We start from the raw sequence: 24,155 nt of genomic DNA, 5'->3' as shown, positions 1-24,155 counted from the left end.
GGATGGGAGTCCACGCGGAGGGGCGTTTCGCTGGGGGCATATTCCGCCGCATGGACGGGCTGTGGGGTGCACCATAGAATCAAGATGAATTGCCACAGCGACCTGCGGCTTCACACCAAGCGTGGGGGCGCTGCTGGATTCGACGACTGATTCGTCCGGAATCGGTGTCAGGCGTGCTGAAGGGTTGCACATGCGGTCAAAGTTCAAACGTATCCTCGCCGTGATTGGCCTTGCCGGGCTGCTGGCGGTACCCGCCGGCGCCGCCTGGGCCGAAGACCCGGTGGCCATTCCCTCCGGGACCAACATCGTTGACGACGCCAACGTCCTGGGCAGTCGGAAAGGCGAGGTCCAGGACGCCATCCAGAAGCTGTTGAAGGACCACAAGTACAACCTGTACGTGGTCACGGTAAAGAACTTCGAGAACCCTGCGGATCCTGCGGCCTGGAGCAACGCCGTGGCGCAGGCCAAGGGCATGGGCAAGGCAGACGTGATCCTGGCCATCGCAACCGACCAGGGCAAGTACTACTTCTCCCCCAACTCCGCCAGTTCCATCTACTCCAAGCGCACCAACATCACCCAGAACGCTGTCGCCGCAAACCTCGGCGCAGGCAAACGGGATTTCGCCCAGGCTGCAATCGACACCGCATCAGCCGTTGGTGACGCTGCCGGCGGCGGCAGCGGCAATGTGTCATCCGGTGACGGAGCCGGCGCGGGCGTACTGGTCGGGGCGGGCGTGGTGGTGGCCGGAGGCGGCGCCTACCTGTACTACCGGAACCGGCGGAAGAAGGCTGCCGGCCAGGCGGCCTCCAGCGGAAGCTACGGCCCCCAGGGCGCCGAACTGGACCCGCTGGCCTCCCTTAGCGTGGAAGAACTCCGCCGGAAGAGCGGTTCCCTGCTGATCGAGGCGGATGACGCCATCAAGTCCAGCGAGCAGGAACTTGGCTTCGCCCAGGCACAATACGGTGACTCCGCCGTCGGGAACTTCACCAAGGCTTTGGCGGAAGCGAAGGCCCACATGACCGAGTCCTTCAAGCTGCAGCAGCAGCTCGATGACCACATTCCGGACACGGAGGAGCAGCAACGGACCTGGCTCGGCGAGATCATCCGCCGCTCCGAGGCGGCCCTGGCCTCCCTCCAGGAGCAGAAGGCGGACTTCGACTCCTTGCGTGAGCTGGAGAAGAACGCCCCGCAGGCCCTTGCCGCTGTCAACGCCGGAGCCCGCGAAGCTGACGCCAAGATCGCCAGCGCTGAGCAGTCCCTGGCCACCATGCGGGCCAAGTACGCGGACAGCGCGCTGGCCCAGGTCTCGGACAACATCGTGCAGGCCAAGGAACGTCTGGCTTTTGTGCAGAACGCTTCCGGAACTGCCCAGCAGAAGCTCGGTGAAGGCGAGAGCAGCCTTGCCACGGTGGCCGTACGTGCTGCCGAAGAAAGCCTGCACCAGACCAACGTCCTCCTGGACGCCATCGCCAAGGTCGCAACCAATCTCGACGAGGCCCGCAACGGCCTGGAAGCAGCCGTCGTGGATACGTCACAGGACCTGGCCCAGGCGAAGGCCATGATCCAGTCCGGCGCCCACGCCGAACTGGCCGGGCCGGTAGCCGCGGTGGAGGCCGCGCTGGCGCAGGTGAAGAGCGAAATCCAGGGCGGAAAGATCGACCCCATCGCCACCCTGCAGCGGGTCGAAACCGCGCACCAGTCACTGGACCAGGCCCTGACGGGGATCCGGGACCAGCAGGACCAGGCCCGGCGCGCACAGGCATCGCTGCAGCAAACCATCATGTCCGCCCAAGCCCAGATCAGTGCCACCTCCGACTACATCACCGCCCGCCGCGGCGGCGTGGGCACCGAGGCACGCACACGGCTGGCGGAGTCGCAGCGAAACCTTGACTACGCGCTGTCCATAGCCCGCACCGACCCCGTCACTGCGCTTACCTACGCGCAGCAGGCGCACGCCCTGGCCGCGCAGGCCGCACAGCTGGCCCAGGCCGACGTCGAGCACTTCGACGGCTACGCCAACCAGGGCTTCGGCCGGGGCGGCATGTTCGGCGGCGGAGGCGGAGGGGGCGGCGGCCTGGGCGGCGCGATCCTGGGCGGCATCCTGATCAACTCCATCCTCAACGGCGGGCACGGCGGCTGGGGCGGCGGAGGCGGCTGGGGCGACGGCGGAGGAGGCGGCGGCTTCGGCGGTGACGGCGGCGGCTTCGGCGGAGGAGACTTCGGCGGAGGAGACTCGGGCAGTTTCTAAAGACTTTCCGCCGCAACACGTCGGAAGACCCCGGGGCGGACAGAAGCGGTACACCACTGTGCACCGGTTCCAGTGGTCAACACAGAGCAGGACGAAAGGCAAACACCATGATTAAGCAGTCCATTTTCGGCCGGATCGCGCAGCTGGCAAAGGCGAACATCAACACTTTGCTGGACAACGCCGAGGATCCACAGAAGATGCTGGACCAGATGGTCCGCGACTACACCAACAACATCGCCGAAGCCGAGTCTGCCGTGGCGCAGACCATCGGCAACCTCCGCATGCTGGAAGACGACTACAACGAGGACGTGAAGAACGCCCGCGACTGGGGAAACAAGGCACTGGCCGCCTCCCGCAAGGCTGACGAGTTCCGTGCGGCCGGCGACGTTGCCGACGCCGAGAAGTTCGACAACCTGGCGAAGGTCGCCCTGCAGCGGCAGATGGCGGCCGAGAACGAAGCCAAGGGTGCAGAGCCCAGCATCGCCTCCCAGCGCGAGGTGGTGGACAAGCTGAAAACCGGCCTGGACCAGATGAAGAACAAGCTGAACCAGCTGACCAGCAAGCGCAACGAACTGGTTGCCAGGTCCAAGACGGCAGCGGCGCAGTCCCAGGTGCACGACGCGATCAAGAGCATCGACATCATGGACCCCACCAGCGAAGTGGGCCGCTTCGAGGAAAAAATCCGCCGCGAAGAGGCCAGGGTCCGCGGCCACGAAGAACTTGCAGCGTCCAGCCTGGACGCCCAGTTCAACCAGCTGGAGGACCTGGGCGAGCAGACGGAGATTGAGGCCCGCCTGGCCGCCCTGAAGACCGGCGGCGCCAAGCCTGCCCTCGGAGCCGGCAGCCCCGCAGAGTCGGAGTCAAGTCTGGACGAAGCCGACTTCGACAAACTCTGAGACCAGGTAACACCTCACGAAGCAGAACAGGCTGATGGCCGGGACCGCGGTCCCGGCCATTGCCATGTCCACGGTGTGTAGCGTGGAACCATGACCTCCACTGAAGAGACCGCACTGGTCTGGCTGCGTGACGACCTCCGCCTGGATGACAACCCGGCACTGAACGCCGCAGCCGGGCTCGGTCTTCCGTTGACGGTGGTGTACGTCCTCGATGCGGAATCTCCAGGCGTCCGGTCGCTGGGCGGTGCCACCCGGTGGTGGCTGCACCACTCGCTGGCCTCGTTGGCTTCCGCCCTTGAGGCCCGCGGCTCCGGTCTGCTTCTTCGCCGGGGACCGGCCGAGCGGGTGATCAAGGACGTGGTGGCGGAGAACGGAGCTGCGCATCTCTTCTGGAACCGGAGGTATGGCATGCCTGAGCGGACCATCGACGCCGCAGTGCAGGGGTGGGCCGGCGAGAACGGCCTGGCGGCGTCAAGCTTCCAGGCGAACCTCCTGTTCGAACCCTGGACGGTCAAGACCGGATCCGGCGGGCCCTACAAGGTGTTCACGCCGTTCTGGCGCGCATGCCTTGCCGGCCAGGATGTCCGGGATCCCCTGGAGCCTCCCGCGCGGATCCCTGGTCCCCCTCAACACGGTCGTCCCCAGGCGGGCGACGACCTCGACAGCTGGCAGCTGCTCCCCTCCTCCCCCGACTGGAGCGGCGGCCTGGCGGCCACCTGGACTCCCGGCGAGGAAGGCGCCCTCCACCGGCTGGAGGAATTCCTGGACGGTCCTGCCGAGGAGTACGGAACCGGGCGGAATTTGCCCGGTATCGAGGGAACCAGCCGCTTGTCACCCCATTTGCGTTTTGGCGAAGTCAGCCCGTTCCGCGTGTGGCGCGAGATCCGCAGCCGCTTTCCCCAGAAGGTTCCCGCCGACGTCGGAATTTTCCGCTCCGAGCTCGGCTGGCGTGAATTCTGTTGGCAGCTGCTGTACAACAATCCGGAACTGGCCACCCGCAACTACCGGCCCGAATTCGACCGGTTCGCCTGGCAGCAGCCGGGCAGGGACGAGCTGGCAGCCTGGCAGCAGGGCCGCACGGGCTACCCCCTGGTGGATGCCGGGATGCGGCAGCTTTGGCGGACCGGATGGATGCACAACCGGGTGCGAATGGCCGCGGCCTCGTTCCTGGTGAAGAACCTCCTGGCCGACTGGCGGATCGGGGAGGAATGGTTCTGGGACACCCTGGTGGACGCTGACGCCGCCAGCAACCCGGCCAACTGGCAGTGGGTAGCGGGCTCAGGCGCTGACGCGTCGCCGTACTACCGCATCTTCAATCCCGTGACCCAGAGCAAGAAATTCGATGCCGGGGGCCGGTACCTGCGCGAGTTCATCCCGGAATTGGCCAACCTGGACAACAAAGCCATCCACGAGCCATGGAAGGCGGAGGCACCGGATTATCCGGAACCGCTCGTTGACCTGCCGGAATCCCGGGAACGGGCGTTGGCCGCCTACCAGCAGCTCAAGGACGGCTGAGCCGTCCTGGCTGATCGGCGGAAAGCTGCGGGCCTTAGCGGCTGACCTTGCCCATGAGGGAGGCGACAGGCCGCAGGAAGATCGGGCGGGCCAGGAACCAGGCAGCAACCATGACTGCCACGGAGGCGAGGAACACCCAGAACCCGAACCAGCTGTCGTCATTACGTACCCCGTACATGTGGTTCAGGTTCCGCAGCGCACCGGTGGCGAGCACCAGGAAGACGTGGACCACGATGAACGCCACAAAATAGATCATCACGGGGAAGTGCACGGCGCGCGCCCATTCGATCGGGTACGCCTTGTTGAGGCCGGTCGCCTTCTTTGGCCAGGCGGAAGACATCCGCAGGCCCGTGATGAACGCCAGCGGCGCCGCGATGAAGACGGTCACGAAGTATGCCAGCAGCTGCAGCGCGTTGTAGTTGATCCAGCCGTCTTCCGTGGGCCAGTCCAGCGAGGCGTACTGCAGCGCGGCCGACACGGCGTTGGGGAAGATGTCCCAGCTGGTGGGCACGATGCGCATCCATTGCCCGGTGGCGAACAGCAGCACGGCGAAGACAAGCCCGTTCAGGACCCAGAGGGCGTCCAGCGTCAGGTGGAACCACAGTTCAAGGCTGATCTTGGTGGGTGCATTCCTGGTGCGGATCAGGCCCTTGTTGTTCCTGGTCCAGTGCCCGCTGGGCCGCGTTGTGGTGCGCACCTGCCAGCCGGTGCGGATGATCAGAAGCAGGAAGAAAGCGTTGAGGAAGTGCTGCCAGGCCAGCCACGCCGGGAAACCGGCCGGAGCGTTGCCCGGCAGTTCCGACTGGCCCGGGTAGTCGGCGACAAAGGACGCGACGGCGGGCAGTCCCATGAGCAGCCTGGCAGCGAGCACCACCAGGACCAGCGCCACGAGCACGGCAGGAACCACCCAGTAAAGCCGGGACCGCTTACCCGTCGCGGCGCCGGGTTTCTTCGTGGGTGTGGCCATCGAACAACATACCTCTCAGGAATGACTGGGGCTGCCCACAGATAGCGGGGCCCTTCGAAAGAGAATACTAGGAACTGGGCGCATCAAAGGAAAAGGGAAGGCCCCGACCGGCGTAACTGCCGGTCAGGGCCTTCATAAGTTGCGGGGACAGGATTTGAACCTGTGACCTCTGGGTTATGAGCCCAGCGAGCTACCGAACTGCTCCACCCCGCGTCGCTTGATCAACACTACCCTACTTTTACGTCCGCCCTGACCACAGCCATCGGACCCGGCCTTCGGGGAAAGCAAAAGACCCGGACATCGTTTCCGATATCCGGGTCTTTCCTCAGTTGCGGGGACAGGATTTGAACCTGTGACCTCTGGGTTATGAGCCCAGCGAGCTACCGAACTGCTCCACCCCGCGTCGCAAAAACTACTTTACCGGGAGGTGAACCGCGGGCCAAATTGAGACGGCGTGACGTCCGTTACGCCGGCCCGGCACCCTGGTCCCCGCGGGATCCCGGTGCCGGGCCGCCGCCGTCCTGCTACTGACCCGCTGACGGGGACGGCGTGGCCGAAGGGGAGCTGGAAGCAGCGGGGGCCGGGCTGGCCTCCGGAGCAGTAACCGGGATCTTGGTCTCGGCGTCCATCGCCTTCTTCAGCGCGGCCGCGATTTTCTTCTGCGCCTCGCCGTAGGCAGCGAAGTCGCCGGCCGCAAGTGCCGCCTGGCCGGACTGGATGGCCGAGTTCGCCTCATCCAGGGCCGCCTTCAGCTGTGCCTTCGCGTCCGCTTCTGCCGGTGTGGCAGGCGCTCCCGGGCCCGGCGGCGTCTGGCCGTTGTTGGCTGAATCACCCGCGGCTGCACCGGAATCACCACCGAAGAGCTGCTTGAGGGCTGCGTCGAGTGTTGGCGCGAAGCCCACCTTGTCGCCGAAGGCCACCAGCACGCGCTGCAGGGTGGGGTACGAGGTCTCACCGGTCGACTTAAGGTAGACCGGCTGGACGTAGAGGATTCCACCGCCCACGGGCAGGGTGAGCAGGTTGCCGTTCAACACATCAGACGCACCCTGCCGCAACAGGTTGAGGGCCTGCGACACCGTGGGGTCCGAGTTGAACTTGTTTTGTGCCTGGCCTGGACCCGGCACCTGTGTTTCCGGCGGAATCTGCAGCAGCCGCAGCTTGCCATAGCCCTCGGCCTTCACTCCCGCCTGGTTGCCTGCATCCGAGTCTGCTGCCAGGAAGCCGTACAGGACGTTCCGGGCGTTTCCGTTCACAATCTGCGGGATGAAGGAAGAAGTCAGCTGGAAGGCCGGCTTCTGCTGGTCCGGCATCTGCAGCGACATGTAGAACGGCGGCTGTTTCACGTCAGTATCCACGGTGGGATCTGCAGGTACGCTCCAGGCGTCATTGTTCTTGTAAAAGCTGGTGGGATCGGTCACGTGGTACTGCCCCAACAGCTCGCGCTGGACCTTGAACAGGTCCTCCGGGTAGCGGACGTGGCTCATCACCGCGCCGGACATCTCCGAGTACGGCTTCAGGGATGACGGGAAGACCTTCTGCCAGGCCTTCAGGACCGGGTCGGTGTCATCCCAAGCGTAAAGGGTGACCGAGCCGTCATAGGCGTCAACCGTGGCCTTGACCGAGTTGCGGATGTAGTTCACCGTGCTGTTGGGCAGGGCGACGGCGCGGCCGGAACTCGTCTGCGAATCAGTAGTGGCGTCCGAGAGCTGCTTCTGCTGGGAGTACGGGAAGTACTGGCTGGTGGTGTACCCATCAACGATCCACTTGACCCGGCCGTCCACTACAGCAGGATAGGCGCCGCCGTCCACCGTCAGGTAGGGGGCCACCTTCTGGACACGCTCGCGGGGGCTGCGGTCGTACAGGATCTGGGACTCGGGATTGACACCGTCCGAGAGCAGCAGGTCCGACGACTGGAACTTGATGGCGTAAAGGACCTTGTTGAAGAAGGAGCCGACATTCGGCCCGGCGTTCCCCTTGAACGTGTACTGGGTTTCGCCCTCCCCTTCCTTGCCGGAGGGGCGGTCCTGCTCGCGCGGGGTGGCGCCGTCAGGGGCCCCCACGATCGAGTATTCGGGGGAGGACTCGCCGAAGTAGATCCGCGGTTCGTAGGTTGTATCGTTACCCAGCACGCCTGTTGACGGAATGCCGGACTGCAGGAATTCCGGCTTGCCGTCAACCGTGAATTTGTTGCCCTTGGCCGCCACAACCCCGTAGCCGTGCGTGTACACCACGTGCTGGTTCAGCCAGCCCTGCTGGTTGGTAGCGACGTTCGTGGGGTTCAATTCCCGGACCGCGATCACGGTGTCCTGGATCTTGCCGTCCACCTCGTAGCGGTCAACGTTGAGGGCCTTGGGGAACTGGTAGTACGGGCGGTACTGTTCCAGCTGCGCGAACGCGTCGGAGATCAGATTCGGGTCCAGGAGCCGGATGTTGGCCGTGGTCTGGGCATCGGGCGCGAGCGCTCCGGTGCTGGCCGTGTTGGTGGCGTCGTACCGCGTTTCCTGGATGCCGTCCAGGCCGTAGGCCCTGCGCGTGTTCTCGATGTTGCGCTGGATGTACTTGCTTTCCAGTGTCTGCTCCGACGGGCGGACCTGGAACTGCTGGATCACCCAGGGGTAGACGCCCCCCGCCAGGATGGAGGTAATGATCAGCATGGCGGTGCCGATCACGGGCAGGCGCCAGCGCCCGATGACGGCGGCAACAATGAAGAGGATGGCCACCAGGACGGCAGCCACAGCGAGGATGGCTTTGGTGGGGATGACGGCGTTGACGTCAGTGTAGAGCGCACCGGCCCAGCGGCCACCGCTGCTTAGCACCGAGGAGTAGCGGTCCAGCCAGAAGTTGGCGCCCAGGAGCACCAGGAAGGCGGCGCCGGTCACTGCGATGTGAATTTGCGCTGCGCGGCTGGTGAACACGCCGCGCTCCATCAGCCGGATGCTGCCGTACAGGTAATGCGTGAGGATGCCGGCGATACCGGCAATCACCACCACGCTGATCAGGAATCCGGTCACGAATCCGAGGAACGGCAGGGTCATCAGGTAGAAGCTGATGTCCATGTTGAATTGGGGATCGGCCTGGCCGAAGCCAACCTGGTTGAAGAAGAGCAGGACTTTCTGCCACTGGCTCGCGGCTGCGCTGCCCGCAAAGAGGCCAAAGAGGACCGGCAAGCCCACCATGACAATCCGGCGCACGGGCTCCAGCTGTGCCTGGTACCGGTTGAGGTTGTCCCGGATCTCAGAGTCCGGCGCGTAGACGGGCCGGGCGTTGTAGGCAATGCGGATTGCGAAGAAGACCGCAGTGAACATGATGGCGAAGCCGGCCACGAAGATGGCGATCTTGGCCAGGTTTTCGGTAACGAAGACCTCGATGAAGCCCAGTTGCCGGTACCAGAGGACGTCGGTCCAGACGTTGGCGAAGAATATGAAGCCCACGACCACCAGGGCGACAACGATCAGGGTGGGCGTCAGGGCACCACGTCGTGAAGGGGGTCTGCCGGTGGACATGGTGCTGGCGGGACGGGACAAACTGGGTACCTCATAGCTGGTCGTCGAAATATCCGAAGCGTGCGGGCGACGTACGGTACCGGTCTAACGGCTGGTTTCGTCCGTCATCTGTGCCACGAGTGGCGGTAAAGCTTAGTTCCTGTCGAGTCTAGTTGGGCCCGGTCGATTTGCTGGTGCAGGCCGGGAGTCCAGATGTGTCCTGTCCGCTTCCGGCCACTTCGACCGCATGCCGGGCCTCCGCAAGGTTCTCAACACGGACCACCTGGAGACCGTCGGGGACATGGCCCACCACCTCATCGCAGTTTCCCGCGGGAGCGAGGAAGAGGGAGGCTCCAGAGGAGCGCGCCCCCTGCATCTTTTGCCCGATGCCGCCGATGGGCCCCACCGCACCGTCGGGCGAAATAGTGCCCGTGCCCGCTACATGTTTGCCACCGGTGAGGTCGCCCGGCGTGACCGTGTCAATGATGCCAAGCGAGAACATGAGCCCGGCGCTGGGGCCGGCCACCTTGTCCAGGGAGATCTGCACCTGGAAAGGGAAACTGAACAGATACTTCAACATGACGCCAAGGATGAACCGGCCCTGGCCATTGTCCTTGGGGGTGACCTCGACTGTGATGGGCCGGCCGCCGCGTTCCACCGTTACCGGGACCGGTGCACCCTTGCCCGCTGCCAGTTCATCCTGGATGACGGTAAGTGAGGTGATGTCCTTGCCGTTGATGGACTTGAGGATGTCCCCCTGCAGGATCTTGCCCGCGGATGCCGAATCCTTGGACAGGTCTGCGGCCTGGAGCTGCTGCCCGAAGGGGATCTTGAGTTCTTTCAGGGCAGAGGCCACAGCGTTCTCCTGGGAAGTGGCCATGGCAACGGCGCCCTGTTCCTGGGCCGCTTCCCTGGTGGTGCCCGTGGGATAGATCAGTTCCACCGGGTACACGGCCTTGGAACTGTCCAGCCATGCGGAGAAGGCGTTCAGGATGCTGACGGAACCAGTGGGACCGCCGTCGACATACACCGTCGTCAGGTCCAGGCTCCCGGCGGCGGGATACGTTTCACGGCCGCTGACATTGATGACCGGATGCCCTTGGCTCTCCCCCAGGGTGTTGTACGTGGGCCCGGGCGACTCGATGACGTAGGGCACCGGAAGCGTGCCCACGGCTATTCCCAGCCCCAGCGCCGCCAGCCCGGCAACCATCATGGTGGAAAGCCTCCTGCCCGGGCGTCCGCCGTCGTCCGCGCCGGCACTGCTGCCGGCGTCCAAAGGACCGACGTTTGGGAAGGGAGGAAGATCGGGAACGTGGTCCTCGGAAGGATGGCTGCCACGGGTTGTAGTCACTCCACCAACAGTACGCGGTGGTGGTGCGCCGGGGCGCTTTGCCTAGAGCGAACGACGGCGGCAGGCGGCAGACAGCCGACCCCCGCCGGGGTACCGTGAAGGTTGATCAACAGTCACACCAGCGATCGGCGGGACCATGACCTCCAACCCACTCAATCCGTCCAACGGCGACGACACCCCAAAGGATCCGTTGACCGAAATGCTGCAGAACCTGATGGGCGGCAAGGGGATGGAAAACTTCGATCCCGCCGAGCTCGCCAAGGCTGCCGGCCTGCCGGATGACCCCAACCTGCTGGCCCAGATGTTCTCCCAAGTGCAGGCAATGATGAGTGCCCCGTCCGAGGGTCCCGTCAACTGGACCCTGGCCCACGACAACGCCCGGCGGGTGGCAGCCGGCAGCTCTGACCCGTCGGTCACTGCCCAGCAGTCCCGCGATGTGGATGAAGCACTCCGCCTCGCGGAGCTGTGGCTGGACCCGGTCACCGACCTGCCTGCCACCGGTCTGATCGGCAAGGCCTGGTCCCGCGCGGAATGGGTGGAGGCCACCCTGGGAACCTGGAAGCGGCTGACCGAACCCGTGGCCAACAGCATCGCCAATGCGCTCTCCTCCGCCATGACGGAGCAGATGCCCGAGGAAATGAAGTCCATGATGGGGGGCGCCTCCTCCATGCTGCAGAACATGGGCGGCGCCATCTTCGGCATGCAGCTGGGGCAGGCCATCGGTGCACTGTCCCAGGACGTGGTGAGCTCCACTGACATCGGTGTCCCGCTCGCCGACCTTGAGATGGCTCTCCTGCCGGTGAATGTTGCTGCGTTCGGCGAGGGCCTGTCCCTCCCCGAGAACGACATCCGGCTGTTCCTTGCCGTACGGGAAGCCGCGCACGCACGGCTCTTCGTTCAGGTTCCCTGGCTTCGCGGACACCTGCTGGGCGCCATCGAGGCCTACGCCCGCGGCATCCACATCGACACCTCACGCATCGAGGAACTCGCCCGGGACCTTGACCCGAGCAACCCGGAAGGCATCCAGGAGGCCCTTTCCCAAGGCGTCTTCATGCCGCAGCGGACCCCCGCGCAGGAGCAGGCGCTGGAGAAGCTTGAGACAGCACTGGCCCTGGTGGAGGGCTGGGTGGACGAACTCACCGCCGCTGCGACAGAGAAGGTCCTGCCGTCCGCGGGCGCGCTGCGGGAGACAGTGCGGCGCCGCCGGGCAACGGGCGGCCCCGCCGAGCACGCCTTCGCTTCCCTGGTGGGACTGGAGCTGCGGCCGCGCCGGCTGCGCGACGCCGCCACCTTGTGGGCCACGCTGAAGGAGGAACGCGGCATCGAGGGCCGTGACGCCATCTGGCATCACCCCGACCTGCTGCCCACTGCCGAGGACCTGGACGATCCCAAAGGCTTCAGCTCCCGCCGCAAGCTCGCCGAAGCCAGCGACAGCGAAGTGGACGACGCCCTGCAGAAACTGCTGGACGGCGGCTTCGACGACACCCCCAACGATGAAGGCGGGGCCGGGGACACCGGCAGCAAGGACGACGGCGGACCGGACCAGCCCCGGGGCTGAGGCTTTTCCGGCGGGCCGGGATTTCCTGGCCCGCCGGAGTGTTTTTCGGCCGCACGTGCTCGAGACGGGCGCTAGTCGGCGTCGCCGGCCCAGGTGTCCGGGGCGTGTCCACTGCCCGCCGTGACTTCTTTGTCCAGTCCCCGGGACGTGGCAAACGAGACACCCTCGAGGAACGCCTTGGCCCGCTGGGTTTCAGGGTAGGTCTCCAGCAGCTTCCAGAACGCGGCGTTGTGCGAGGCCACCAGGAGGTGGGCCAGTTCGTGGAGCAGGACGTAGTCGATGACCCATTGCGGCATGGGCCGCAGCTTGTCCGACAGCCGGATGGTTCCCTCGGCCGGAGTGGCTGAACCCCACCGCGAGTTCTGGTTGCTGACCCAACGGACGGATGTGGGCACCGGCCGGCCGCCGAGATATTGGGCGGACAGTTGAGCGGCGTGGGCGGCAAGGGCCTCGTCGCTGGCAGGACGCCGCCGGCCGGCTGCCGCTTGCCGCTCCCCCTGTTTATGCAGTTTGGCCAGCATGCGGTGAACCCACTCGCGCTCCTGCGCGGCAGTGAAGCGGGCCGGAATGGCAACCACCGCCGTTCCGTCTTCCCAGAACGCCGCCACCGTGCGGGTGCGCCGGGCAGAGCGCCGCACCTCCACGGGAGAACCGTTCGCGGTGGTCAGCACGGCGGCCTGCTGGGGGCCGCCGTTGGGTCCACGCCTCATAGGACACTGCTTTCGGCAAGGACCCGAAGGACGTCTTCCCCATACCTTTCCAGCTTGGACGGGCCAACGCCGGCGAGGCCGGCAAGCTCCTCCAGCGATGCCGGCTTGGCCTCGGCAATGGCAGTAAGGGTGGCATCGGTGAATACGACGAAGGCTGGGACGTCCGCGGATTGCGCCACCTCACGGCGCCAGTTGCGTAGCGCGTCAAACGTCTGCTCCTCATAGGTGGGAGGACAGGCGTTGCAGCGTCCCACCTTGCGTTCGGCCCCGGTGGCAAGCATGCTGCCGCAGACCCGGCACACGGCGGGGGCGGCAGCCTTCCGGCGCGGCGGGGTTCCCTTGCCCCGGGTACTTGAGCTTGCCACCGAATCCGGGCGCAGGCCGTCGAGGAACCGGGATGGTTTCCGGTTGGCCCGGCCGCCCGGAGTTCTCGCCGTACTCCACGAGAGCGAAAGGTGTTCGCGGGCGCGGGTGATCCCGACGTACAGGAGCCGGCGTTCCTCGTCCACCGATTCCGGTGAATCGGCGAAGGAGATGGGCATCAGGCCTTCACTGAGCCCCACCAGGAAGACGGCGTCCCATTCCAGGCCCTTGGCCGCGTGGAGTGAGGCGAGTGTAACGCCCTGCACAGTTGGCGCGTGCTGGGCGAGGGAACGCTCCTGGAGTTCGTTGACGAAATCCGCCAGGCCGAACTGGGGGCCGCGGGTCTGCACGAGTTCGTCGGCGAGGGCCACCAGTGCCGCGAGGGACTCCCAGCGTTCGCGCAGGGCACCTCCGCTGTGTGGTGCGGAGTCCGTGTAGCCGAGGGAGGAGACGATATCCCGGACCAGCTGCCCCAGCGGTTCCGGCGTATCCGTCTCAGAAACGGCCCTGGTGGCCGCGCGCAGCTGGAGGATGGCGTCCCGGACCTCCTTGCGGGCGAAGAAGCGTTCACCGCCCCGCAGCTGATAGCCGATGCCTGCCGCCGCGAGTGCCTGCTCATAGGCCTCCGACTGGCCGTTGGTACGGAAAAGGATGGCAACCTCGCTGGCCGGGGTGCCGGCGTCGAGCAGTGCCTTGATCTTCTGCGCCACCGTGGCGGCTTCGGCTTCATCGTCGGTGCATTCGGTGAACTGGGGCGTGGGCCCGGCGGGGCGCTGCGCCACCAGCTGCAGGGGTGATGCCCATGCGGCGTCGGCGGTGGGCCCGCCGCCGCGGCGGGCGGCCAGCAGGTCGTTGGCCAGTTTCACCACCTGCGGAGTGGACCGGTAGTCCCTGATGAGCTTCACCACATTGGCCTGGGGGTAACGGGTCTTGAAATCCAGGAGGTGCCGGGGCGACGCGCCGGTGAAGGAGTAGATGGTCTGGCTGGCGTCACCCACCACGCAGAGTTCGTCACGCCCGCCGAGCCAGAGCTCAAGGAGCCGCTGCTGCAGCGGGGAGACGTCCTGGTATTCGTCCACCACGAAGTGGCGGTACTGTTCCCGAACCGTGGCAGCCACCTTCTCGTCCTCCTGGAGGATGCCCACTGTGATGAGCAGGACGTCCTCGAAGTCGATCACGTTGCGGTCGGTCTTGACGTCTTCGTAGGACTGGAAGACGCGGGCCACCGTGGTGAGGTCGAGCCCGCCGGGCGCACCCCTCCCCTGGGCGTTCTCCAGGTAGTTGGCCGGCGTCAGCATGGAGACTTTGGCCCATTCGATTTCCGAGGCAAGGTCCCGGATGGAGGCCCTGTCCGTGCTCAGCCGGAGACGCCGGGCGGCCTCCGCAATCATCTGGGCCTTGTGGTCCAGCAGGTTGGGCAACGTGCCCCCCACAGCCTGCGGCCAGAAGAACTGCAGCTGGCGCAGGGCAGCGGCGTGGAAGGTCCGGGCCTGCACATTGCCGGCGCCAAGATCGCGCAGCCGGCTGCGCATCTCGGCCGCGGCCCGGGCAGTGAACGTTACGGCGAGCAGGCGCTGTGGAGTGTAGACCCCCGAGTGCACGCCATAGGCAATGCGGTGGGTGATGGCGCGGGTCTTCCCGGTTCCCGCGCCTGCCAGCACGCACAACGGGCCGTTCAGGGTGCTCGCCACCTCACGCTGTTCCGCGTCCAGACCCCCAAGGATCCGGTCTTCCAGCGAGGCTGCTCCGTCAAAATTCTCTGTAGTCACTTCTGCTGCTTTATTTCTCGACTACCGCGTGCTGGAGTCTGGTGGATGGAATAACTTAGGCGCCGGCCCGGTCCTGGATCCGGGCGCCGTACCAGTGCTCAATCAGCGAGCGGGCAATGGACAGCCTGCTGGAAATGGTGATCTCCCCGCTGAGCACCGCTTCCTGGAGTTCCTCGCGGCTGAACCATCGGGCCCTGGTGACCTCCACGCCGTCGGGCGTTGCCTGGGCGTCCTCGGTGACGGCGGTAAATCCAAGCATAAGCGAGGCGGGGAACGGCCACGACTGGGAGCCGAGATACTGGCAGGCGGTGACCCGCACCCCAACTTCCTCCTGGATCTCGCGCACCACGGCCTCTTCGAGTGACTCGCCGGGCTCTACAAAGCCGGCGAGCAGGGAGTAATTCCGGGCGTCCACAGGACCGCCGCCGCCCAGGAGCAGCCGCCCGTCCGGGCCCACGACTGTAACAATGATGGCGGGATCGGTGCGGGGAAAATGTTCAGAGTTGTCCGCCGGACACCGCCGCACCCAGCCGCCGGCTTCCACCTGCGTGGGTGTTCCGCAGCGGGGGCAATGCGTGTGGGCAGCGTGCCAGTTGGTGATGGCACTGGCTTCCACGAACAAGGCGGTGGAGGTGGGGGTCAAGGCTGCGGCGACTTCCCGGAATCCCGGCCCAGGCCGCATCGGCCGGGATACCGCCGGTGCCGGGTTCCACAGGCTCGGGCAGGACGAAAAGCAGAAGCTCAGTGCCGGCCGGAAGGTCAGCCGCAGGCAGGGCAGATCCCAAGTACACCACCAGCTCCGGCGTGGAACCTGCTTCTTTCAGCTCTGTCAGGAGCTCCCTGGCCCCGATCAGGGCGATGTTGCTGCCCTGGACCAGCCCCTGACGACTCGACAGGACCGCAGCCAGGACATCCGGGCCGGACAGCAGGTCATCGACCATGCCGGGCCTGATGCGCGCGGCGGAGCCGCGGTCCACCAGCGCCGGCTTCACGGGGAGCAGGGTATCCGCCAAATGGTTCGCCGGCAGCCGTGCCGGCGCAGCCTGGTGGACGGGTGTTATGGACTCCGCGTGGCTCATGCTTCCACCGTACTGACTGCTACCGACATTTCACATTCCGGGAGGTTCCGCCTGCTGCGGGAGGCCCCCCCTATTTGAGCTATCTGGAGACTCGCCGCGGCCAGACCGCTGTCCGGGACGGCGGGCAATCTACCGTGGAACGGTGAGAAGAAAACCGATTGAACTGGCGGCAATTGCAACCGCGGCAGTCCCCGGGCTGACCCCGACGGCTGTTAGCTCTGCGCCGGATGACCCCGCGGACTTCGACTCAGCCCTGCTCCTCGACTCCGAAGGCAAACGCTGGCGGGTCCGGTCGCCGCGGCACGCCGAAGCCAGCGCGCGGCTGGAAACGGAATTCCTGGTGCTGCGGGCTTTCGCTCCCGCCGTCCGGGCGGAACTGCCGTTCCTGATGCCGACGGTTGCCGGCAGCGTCCGGCTGGGAACGCTGACCACCTTCGTTTACTCGCACCTGTCCGGCACCACGCGCAGCGTCGAAGAGTTGACGTCGGGACCGGCCGGCCTGGCCCGCGAAATCGGTTCCGCGCTGGCCGCGGTCCACGACCTGCCGCGGTCACTGGTCAGCAACGCCGACCTGCCCAGTTACACACCCAACGAGTTCCGCCAACGGCGGCTGAACGAACTGGACCAGGCGGCGACCACTGGCAAGATTCCGGCCGCACTGTTGCGCCGCTGGGAGCACGCCATGGAGGACGTGTCCCTGTGGCGGTTCAACCCCTGCGTGGTCCACGGGGACCTGCACGAGGACAACCTGCTGGTGGAGGCGGGAAGGGTGACCGCAGTAACCGGCTGGACGGACCTGCGCATCGGCGACCCTGCCGACGACTTTGCCTGGCTGGTGGCTTCGAATGAACAGGACTTCATTGACGCCGTACTGCAGGCCTACATTTCCAGCCGCCGCGACGTCCCCGACCAGCACCTGCTGCGGCGGGCCGCCCTGTCCGCCGAGTTCGCCCTGGCGCAGTACCTGGTCAAGGGCCTCGCGGCCGGTGACCAGGACATGGTCAGCGAGGCGGAGGACATGCTGGAGAGCCTTGCCAGTGACATCGCCGAGTATGGCGGCAGGCCTATCAGCGTTGAGCCACTTCCCGCCAAGGGCAGCCCTGACGGACCAGGAACGTCCGCTCCTGCCTCGGCTGCAGTTTCGGGGGCCGCCCCCGGGTCCCGGGGCGGCAGTTCCCTGGTCACTCCAGCCGTCACAGTCATCCCGGTTCCCGCCCAACCCGCAGGGCAGGCTCAGGCCACGGTTCCGGCACAGCCGGTGGCGCCAGCACAACCGGCCGTGCACGTGACTCCGATCCCGGCCGAGCAGCCCACTGCAGTGGTTGAGGCCGCGCCGGTCCCGGACGCCGAAACCAAGGGTCCGGACGACACATCCACAGCCGCCATCTCGGTGATTAACGCCAAACAGGGCTGAGCCTGGGCCGCCCTGGCGTGTGGCTGCGCCACTTAAGGCCGGGTGAGCGCCGCGGCAACGATTCCTTCCAGCTCGTCGGCCGTCCCCAGGTCGTGGGGCCGCACCACCGCGTTGTCAGCAACGTAGAAGAACGCAGCCCGCACGTCCTCCAGCGGAACCTCCTGGAGGCGCGCCCACGCCAGCCGGTACACCGCCAGCTGGATCGACCGGATCTTCAGCTGCGCAGCGGACGGCCGACGGCCGGTTTTCCAGTCCACAAGGTCCCAGCGGCCGTCGGCGTCCCTGAACACGGCGTCCACCCGTCCCCGGACCACCACCTCCCCCACCCTGGTTTCCACGGGGACCTCAACGAAAGCCGGGGACCTGCCGGCCCACGGGGAAGCCTTGAAGGTGGCCACCATCTCATCCAGATCGTAGGCAGCATCGATGTGGTCGTCCGAACCCGGCGCTTCGCCGAGGTCCAGCATTCCGGCCTTTCCGAAATATTCCTCCACCCAGGCGTGGAAAGCGGTGCCCTTCCGGGCCGACATGCCTGGTTCCCGCGGTACCGGCCGGCGCAGCCGGCCCAGCACCGCTTCCGGGTCGTCGCCGAGGTCAACCAGGGTGGAAGCGGAGATGTGGGTGGGCAGGTGCACATCCTGGCCACTGGACCTTCTTGCCCTGCGCTCCAGCAGCAGGGCAGCTTCGCGTGCCCAGCCTGCCGCCGCTCCCGGAAGGCCCCGTTGCGGCCCGGGCAGTGCAGTGCCCCCCTGCCCCCGGGCCTCCGCCGGCACCAGCTGTCCCCCGCCGGCCTTCATGATCCCGAGCACCCGCTGTGCCGCCGCTTCCATGGCTGTCCGGCGTCCGGCGGCCAGTCGCAGACGCTCACCGTTCCGTGGGTCCACGGGTCCCTCAAGGGGGTCGTACGGCCAGCTTGCTTCTTCCTTTTCCAGTGTTAACGGGCTCTGGTGAGGCAGCTCAGATTCCTGCAGCGACAGCGGGTGGATCACAGCATCGGCATGGGGCGCGCCGTCAGCGGCCTGCGTCAAGGCTTCCAGCTCGGCAAGGAACGGAGACATCTCGGCGCGCCCGGCCCGTGAACCCACCCAGGCTGCACTGGACACCCACAGGACATGCTTGGCCCTGGTATAGGCAACGTATGCCAGCCGCCGTTCCTCCGACTCGCCGTGGACCTGGACGGCGGCCTTGTAGTCCTTTTCCGCATCCAGGCAGCCTTTCTGGTCAGGCTGGTCCAGGTCCCACTGCGGAAGGTCGGCCCGGTCCCCGCGCAGGGGCCAGGGCAGCGCGGCAGCACCACTGCTCCAGCGGGAGTCACGGTCGCTGGGGAAGGCTCCCGCATTCATTCCAGGGACAAACACAACGTCCCATTCCAGGCCCTTGGAAGCGTGAACCGTCAACAGCTGCACCGCTTCCCGGTTCACGTCGCTGGCTGGCGCTTCCAGTCCGTTTTCTTCCACCGACGCCGCCTCCAGCCAGGACAGGAAAGCGAGGATGTCCACTCTCTGCGAGGTGCGGAGGAATCCGGCGGCCGCATCCTGGAAAGCATCAAGGTTGCGGCGGGCCTGGTGGATGCTGATTCTCGGGCGCGCTGCCACTTCGATGTCCAGCAGCATGGCCCTCTCCACCTCGCCCAGGAGCGTGGTGAGGTCATCGCCGAGGTAGCCGCGCAGTTGCCGCAGCTCCATCGACAACCTGGACAGCCTGCTGCGCGCCCCCGCGCTGAGGGTGCGGCCATTCGAGGACGTCCACCCGTCGCGCGGCAGGAAGTCCAGTGCCTCCACCAGGCTGGCGCCGTCGCTCAGGTCACCCTCCAGGACGGGGGCCTCTGTTTCATCGCTGTCGCTGTCCTGGGTGTCGGCGTCGAACCCCCGGGCAACCCTTCCCCGGCTCCGCGCCAGCTGGCCGGACCAGTCGCGCAATGCCATGAGGTCGGCAGGACCTATCCGCCACCGGGCACCCGCGAGGAGCCGCATGAGGGCATCAGACCGGCCGGGATCGGCAAGGACGCGCAGGGTGGCCACCAGGTCAACAATCTCAGGGGTGTCCAGCAGCCCTCCGAGGCCCACGATTTCGTAGGGAATCCCCCTGGCCTCGAACTGCCGCCGGACCGTTTCCATCTGGGCACGCCTGCGGCACAGCACGGCGAGGGCCGGCGGCTCTTCAGTCCCGTCAGGCTTCAGCTCAAAGTCAGTCACCCGATATCTCAGGACGTCGTCAGCCAGGGCGGCAGCTTCCTCCACATCGCTGGCGAAACGCCCCAGCACCACAGTCCCGGCCACGGCATGTGGGCTCGGCTGCAGCGGAGGCACTTCAGCAGAGGCGGCCCTGTCCCCGGCAGGTCCGCCGTGAGCCGCTGTCCGGCCGAGGGACTGCGACATGACATTGGCTGCGGCCAGGATTGACCGGCCATTCCGCCAGGCTGTCGTGAGATAGGAGGTGGGGGCCGGCGCCCAACCGGCTCCTTCATCTGATGCGGCAGTGCGGACGGGAAACTCGCGGACGAAATGGAACAACTGTCCTGCCGAAGCGCCACGGAAGCCATAGATTGACTGGTTCGGATCACCGACCGCGGTGACGGCATGGCCGCCACCAAAGAGCCGGGAAAAAAGGACCAGCTGCGCATACGACGTGTCCTGGAACTCGTCGAGCAGAACCACCTTGTACCGCTGGCGCTCCATCTGGGCTGACAGCGGGACGTCCTGCGCCACCTTGGCCGCGAGCGCCACCAGGTCACCGAAATCGAGTGCGCCGCGGGCCCGTTTCGCTGCGGCATACCGGCCGACCATGTCAGCGACGCTTGCCCTGGTCCGCAGCATTCCGCCCAGGTCCAGGGCCGTCTTGGGCGGGTTCCTCTTTTTGCCGGCCAGGTAAGGCAGGGATTCAAACTCCGAAAGGCGGGCCATGAGCCACGCTTCGACGTCCTCAGGTTCCTGGAGGTGTTCCGCGCACTCTCCCGAGAGTTGGATGACGGCTTTCACCAGCGTGGACTTCGCGGCCCGGAAGTGCGCGTATTCGCCGTCGTAGGCCTCGACCACCTCACTGGCCAGCTGCCACGCCTGCGCGCCGCCGAGCAGCACCACATCCCGCTCCACGCCAAGCCGAAGACCGTAGTCGGAGACGATGCCGCTGGCGAACGAATGGTAGGTGGACACTTTGGGCTCAAGGGCATCACTGCTGAGCAGGCCCTCCGGAAAGACGCCCTTCCCTGCATCCTTCGCGGCAAGACGCTGAAGTGCCAGGAGCTTTGACCGGATCCGGCTGGCGAGTTCACCGGCAGCCTTGCGGGTGAAGGTCACGCCCAGGACCTGCTCAGGGGTGACCCACCCGTTGGCCACGAGCCATACCACCCGGTCCGCCATGGTGGCCGTTTTTCCCGATCCAGCTCCCGCGATGACCAGCCGGGGCGCCAGGGGTGAAGAGATAATGGCTGATTGCTCAGGCGTGGGGGTATTCTTCTCGCCGAGCAGCACGGAGAGTTCTTCAGGGCTGAAGCGCACGGCCGGGGCCGCTTCCGCGGCCGGAAGCGCAGGCAGCGGCGCGCTCATTCGGTCACCTGCCTTCCACGCGCGCATAATGGGCACACCTCGGGCAGGCGGCAACCGTGGCCGCCATGGCTGCCCTTGGCTGGGTCATGCCGGGCAATAAATTCGTTGCCACCCATCACGGCGGCGGCGTCCTTGACCATGTCCAATGCCCAGTTCTCCTGCGGGTCGAGTGGTTCCTGCTGCTGGATACCGGGATTTACCGCCCCGGTCCCAAGCTGCGCCAGCACGGCCCCGCCGGAGAGGCCGCTGCCGCCTGCCCCGCCGGGGTCGAAGCCGCCGGCCAGCACTGCCGCCTGGTAGGCGCCAAGCTGCGGGTGGCGGGACAGCTCATCCTTGCCTGGCTGCCGCTTTCCGGTCTTGAGGTCCACCACCACAAGGCGGCCTTCGCCGTCGATCTCCAACCGGTCCACCTGGCCTCGGAGCAGCGCCTCCCGGGGCGGAGCTTCATCCACCACTACGGGGCCAAGGGCCACCTCGAAATCCTGTTCCACCCCCAGCAGGCTGCGACCTTCACTCCTCATCGAAAGCACGTACTGCGCCAGCTTGCGCACCATAACCTCGGCACGCTGGAAGTCCAGCCTTCCCTCCCAGTTGTCCTTCATGCCCAGCGCGGGCCAGCGCCGCACGAGTTCAGCAACATACTCTGATCCGGATGCGTCCGGCATATCCTGGGCGATCGCGTGCACCAGGGTGCCGAGGCTCCGGGCAAAGTCGGTGGCTGGTTCCCCGCCTGCTGCCTGGACGAACCAGTCCAACGGCGACTTTTGCACGGCCTCCACCTTTGAAGGGGATACGGACACCGTTCCCCCTGGCGGGACCACCGCTTCGGAGGACGTCAGCGGGGCAAGCCCCCACCAGCTGTCCGGGTGCGCTCCAGCCACGGCGGGCTCCTCTGCAGCGAGATGCGCCAGAACCCTCGCGGCTTCCTCTGCCTGCGCCGTTCCCTCCATTTGGGCATGCTGCCGGAGCTCCGCGACCAGGGCGCGCAGCGTCATGGGGCGTTCCACTTGCGTGAAAGCCCTTCCCTCCTCCCCCGCGCCCAGGGGCGCAACGAAGTCCAGGAAAGACGACGGCTGCTCATCTTCCGAAGAGACCGCGGTACAAACCAGCAGTTCCCGTGCCCTGGAAACGGCCGTGGAGAAACTCCGGAGTTCGTCGTAGCGGATGTCCCGCAGCCGGCTCAAGGGATCACGCTGGAGAGCATACTCCGGGCCATGTTCCACAGCGTCCGCGTACAGCGTGCTGCCGAGCAGTTCACCGCGGAGCCTTGTGTTGGGCCACACTCCCTCCTGCAACCCCGCGATGATGACGACGGGCCATTCCCGCCCGGCGGCGCTGGCCGGCGTCATCAGCTCGACAGCATCATCGAGCTGGGCGCGGGCTGCGAGGGTGTCCATGGGAAGCTCCTGGTTCAGGAGGTACTCCAGGAACTGTTCGGGGCCGGCACCCGGCATCTGGTCCACGTAGCGTTCGGCAGTATGGAAGAGCGCCATCATCGCATCAAGGTCGCGGTCAGCCCGGGCCCCGTGGGGTCCGCCCGATAAAGCGGTGGCTGCCCAGGCCGAAGAGAGGCCGGTTGAATTCCAGAGTGCCCACAGCACCGACTCGGCGTTGGCGCCGGGCAGGTGGGCGGCTTCCCGCCCCGCACGGATCATCCGGGCCGTGCGGCGGGCGGCACGCCCTTCGATACCCAGCGCACCCAGCGCGCCAGGCTCGAGCAGGGCCTCAACCAGCAGCGCATCGCTGGCGCGGCCCCCGCCGCCGAGGAGTTCCTCGCGCCGCAACGATTGCCGGAGCCTGCGGAGCTCGATCGAGGTGGCACCCCCGATGCGGGACGTGAGGAGGGACACCGCAGCCTCCGGCGTCAACAACGCGGGATCAAGGGCAATGGCGAAAGCATCCAGGAGCGGACGTACAGCTACCTCGTCCCGGACGGCGGATTCAGCCACAGGCACCCGCACGGGAATGCCTTGTCCGGACAGGTAGCGCTGCAGTTCGCTGACCTGTCCGCCGTTGCGCACGATGACGGCAATGTCCGCCAGGTCCCGGTTGTGGTTGATGTGCTGGTCCAGGATCCGCTGTGCCACATACCGCAGCTCGTGCACCGGAGTGGGAACCAGATGGGCCTCGACGCTGCCGGGAACTGCAGGTTCGGGCTGCTCCGCCCACACGGGCTGCTCGAGGCGCCGTGCCAGCTGCCCGCCTGCACGCTGGGAAATTCGGCCCGCGACGTTCAACCACGCCTCCGCCACAGCGGGCGTCAGGCCGTGGGCGTGCCACAGGGGACGCTCAAGGACTGGCGCCTGGCCTGACAGCAGCCGGGGCAGCTCAGCAACCAGATCGGGCCGGGCTCCCCGGAATCCCTGGACCGCTGTGTCCGGAGACGATGTCACGTAAGTGTCCTTGCCCGCGGCGATATCAACCAGCAGTTCGAAAATCGCAGGGTTTGCTTCCTGGACATCGTCCACCAGGACAACCTGCAGCCTTGCGCGTTCCGCGGCGAGGAAGTCCGGTGCATCCTGGAATATCTGCCGGGCGGCTGTGATGATCCCGGCGGGGTCGAAGGCTTCGGGCATCCGCAAGTCAAGGACGTCGCGGTATTCGGCGTACAGGGCTGCTGCGGCTTTCCAATCCGGCCGGCCGCAGTCATCTGCCAGTTGGACAAGGTCTTCGGCCGTACGGCCCGATTCGATAATGCGGTCGAAGAGCTGCCGTACTTCCTGACGGAAGCCGCGGGTTTCCAGGGCACCGTCAAGATCGGCGGGCCAAGGCAGTTCCAGTCCCGGAAGCCTGTGGCCCTCAAGGAGTTCCTTGATGATGAGGTCCTGCTCGGGGCCTGATAGCAGGCGCGGAGGCCTGGAAAGCGGGATGACGCCTTCAGCCTTTGCCCGCCGGATCACGTCGAAGGCGTACGAGGCCCACGTCCTGGCGGGAGTAGTGCTGAGGCTCCTGTCCAGCCGGGCAGTGAAACGGTCCCGCAGAAAATCGGCGGCAAGGCGGGTTGGCGCGAGGATCAGCATGCGTTCGGGGTCCACGCCGTCACGGAGGACCCGCTGGACGGCAGCCTCGACCAGGACAGTGGTCTTCCCCGTGCCCGGTGCGCCCGGCACCAGGACTGGTCCGGAGCCCCTGGGCGACGTCGACTGCTGCCTGCTGGTCCGGTGTGAGCCGAAGCGCCTTCGCGTGCACCCGCCGTGGCGGCAGCAACCGAAGGGCAGGGGTGCCCTGCTGGACCTTACTGCTGTCCGGATCACCCGC

General features: G+C 66.4%; 11 protein-coding genes, 2 tRNA genes and 2 pseudogenes. 5 read left to right on the top strand and 10 right to left on the bottom strand.

Annotation, left to right across the window (positions count from 1 at the left end; all coding sequences use genetic code 11):
• The first annotated feature begins 190 nt into the window (after positions 1-190).
• From QFZ57_RS11825 to QFZ57_RS11815, 3 genes are all read left to right on the top strand, one after another.
• On the top strand, positions 191-2,248 hold the full coding sequence (locus QFZ57_RS11825) for a TPM domain-containing protein (protein ID WP_306900372.1): 2,058 nt from the start codon (positions 191-193) through the stop codon (positions 2,246-2,248).
• A 107-nt stretch (positions 2,249-2,355) separates the two neighbouring features.
• Complete coding sequence (locus tag QFZ57_RS11820; RefSeq protein ID WP_306630613.1) at positions 2,356-3,144, top strand: PspA/IM30 family protein; 789 nt, start codon at positions 2,356-2,358, stop codon at positions 3,142-3,144.
• Between the two features lie 90 nt (positions 3,145-3,234).
• Positions 3,235-4,659, top strand: a complete 1,425-nt coding sequence (locus QFZ57_RS11815) for a cryptochrome/photolyase family protein (RefSeq protein WP_306900370.1) — start codon at positions 3,235-3,237, stop codon at positions 4,657-4,659.
• A 34-nt stretch (positions 4,660-4,693) separates the two neighbouring features.
• On the opposite strand, the gene QFZ57_RS11810 is transcribed toward QFZ57_RS11815, so the two are convergent.
• The 5 genes from QFZ57_RS11810 to QFZ57_RS11790 all read right to left on the bottom strand — a co-directional run bounded on the left by QFZ57_RS11810 (position 4,694) and on the right by QFZ57_RS11790 (position 10,459).
• Entirely contained in the window at positions 4,694-5,626 is a 933-nt protein-coding gene (locus tag QFZ57_RS11810) for a cytochrome b/b6 domain-containing protein (protein ID WP_306900368.1), read from the bottom strand.
• A 139-nt stretch (positions 5,627-5,765) separates the two neighbouring features.
• Positions 5,766-5,839 (bottom strand) — tRNA-Met (locus QFZ57_RS11805).
• Positions 5,840-5,955: 116 nt separating this feature from the next.
• Positions 5,956-6,029: transfer RNA gene (locus QFZ57_RS11800), tRNA-Met, on the bottom strand.
• Between the two features lie 121 nt (positions 6,030-6,150).
• Positions 6,151-9,129, bottom strand: a complete 2,979-nt coding sequence (locus tag QFZ57_RS11795; RefSeq protein WP_306901571.1) for a UPF0182 family membrane protein — start codon at positions 9,127-9,129, stop codon at positions 6,151-6,153.
• A 148-nt stretch (positions 9,130-9,277) separates the two neighbouring features.
• Positions 9,278-10,459 (bottom strand): YlbL family protein, encoded by a 1,182-nt coding sequence (locus QFZ57_RS11790; protein ID WP_373461234.1) that lies wholly within the window; start codon positions 10,457-10,459, stop codon positions 9,278-9,280.
• Positions 10,460-10,595: 136 nt separating this feature from the next.
• Between QFZ57_RS11790 and QFZ57_RS11785 the strand changes: the two genes are divergently transcribed.
• Positions 10,596-12,017 carry a zinc-dependent metalloprotease gene (locus tag QFZ57_RS11785; protein ID WP_306630610.1) on the top strand — a complete coding sequence of 474 codons (1,422 nt, stop codon included), beginning with the start codon at positions 10,596-10,598 and terminating at the stop codon, positions 12,015-12,017.
• Positions 12,018-12,088: 71 nt separating this feature from the next.
• Here QFZ57_RS11785 and QFZ57_RS11780 read toward each other — a convergent pair whose 3' ends face one another.
• The 3 genes and pseudogenes from QFZ57_RS11780 to nudC form a co-directional block, all read right to left on the bottom strand.
• Positions 12,089-12,727 (bottom strand): M48 family metallopeptidase, encoded by a 639-nt coding sequence (locus QFZ57_RS11780; protein ID WP_306900366.1) that lies wholly within the window; start codon positions 12,725-12,727, stop codon positions 12,089-12,091.
• Positions 12,724-14,859, bottom strand: coding sequence for an ATP-dependent DNA helicase UvrD2 (locus QFZ57_RS11775; protein WP_306630608.1), 2,136 nt, complete (start codon positions 14,857-14,859; stop codon positions 12,724-12,726). The genes QFZ57_RS11780 and QFZ57_RS11775 overlap by 4 nt, the downstream gene beginning before the upstream one ends.
• 55 nt (positions 14,860-14,914) lie before the next feature.
• Positions 14,915-15,938, bottom strand: a pseudogene (nudC, locus tag QFZ57_RS11770) (NAD(+) diphosphatase).
• Positions 15,939-16,080: 142 nt separating this feature from the next.
• Here nudC and QFZ57_RS11765 point away from each other — a divergent pair.
• The gene (locus QFZ57_RS11765; protein ID WP_306630606.1) at positions 16,081-17,352 is read left to right on the top strand and encodes a macrolide 2'-phosphotransferase; all 1,272 of its coding nucleotides are present in this window, start codon (positions 16,081-16,083) and stop codon (positions 17,350-17,352) included.
• Between the two features lie 32 nt (positions 17,353-17,384).
• Here the strand turns inward: QFZ57_RS11765 and QFZ57_RS11760 are convergent, their stop codons facing one another.
• Both QFZ57_RS11760 and QFZ57_RS11755 read right to left on the bottom strand, forming a co-directional pair.
• Positions 17,385-20,897 carry a UvrD-helicase domain-containing protein gene (locus QFZ57_RS11760; protein WP_306900364.1) on the bottom strand — a complete coding sequence of 1,171 codons (3,513 nt, stop codon included), beginning with the start codon at positions 20,895-20,897 and terminating at the stop codon, positions 17,385-17,387.
• A pseudogene (locus tag QFZ57_RS11755) lies at positions 20,894-24,086 on the bottom strand (ATP-dependent helicase). Before QFZ57_RS11755 ends, QFZ57_RS11760 begins: the two are co-directional and overlap by 4 nt.
• Positions 24,087-24,155: the final 69 nt, after the last annotated feature.

Source organism: Arthrobacter sp. B1I2 (assembly GCF_030816485.1).
In the GTDB taxonomy this organism is placed as follows: domain Bacteria; phylum Actinomycetota; class Actinomycetes; order Actinomycetales; family Micrococcaceae; genus Arthrobacter.
The sequence above is the reverse complement of the archived record's forward strand: the minus strand, read 5'-3'. Positions and strand labels throughout refer to the sequence as shown.

Excerpts from the sequence above, each read along its gene's own strand:
- QFZ57_RS11825 (WP_306900372.1), top strand. The coding sequence starts at position 191 with ATGCGGTCAAAGTTCAAACGTATCCTCGCCGTGATTGGCCTTGCCGGG.
- QFZ57_RS11820 (WP_306630613.1), top strand. The coding sequence starts at position 2,356 with ATGATTAAGCAGTCCATTTTCGGCCGGATCGCGCAGCTGGCAAAGGCG.
- QFZ57_RS11815 (WP_306900370.1), top strand. The coding sequence starts at position 3,235 with ATGACCTCCACTGAAGAGACCGCACTGGTCTGGCTGCGTGACGACCTC.
- QFZ57_RS11810 (WP_306900368.1), bottom strand. The coding sequence starts at position 5,626 with ATGGCCACACCCACGAAGAAACCCGGCGCCGCGACGGGTAAGCGGTCC.
- QFZ57_RS11795 (WP_306901571.1), bottom strand. The coding sequence starts at position 9,129 with ATGTCCACCGGCAGACCCCCTTCACGACGTGGTGCCCTGACGCCCACC.
- QFZ57_RS11785 (WP_306630610.1), top strand. The coding sequence starts at position 10,596 with ATGACCTCCAACCCACTCAATCCGTCCAACGGCGACGACACCCCAAAG.
- QFZ57_RS11780 (WP_306900366.1), bottom strand. The coding sequence starts at position 12,727 with ATGAGGCGTGGACCCAACGGCGGCCCCCAGCAGGCCGCCGTGCTGACC.
- QFZ57_RS11760 (WP_306900364.1), bottom strand. The coding sequence starts at position 20,897 with ATGAGCGCGCCGCTGCCTGCGCTTCCGGCCGCGGAAGCGGCCCCGGCC.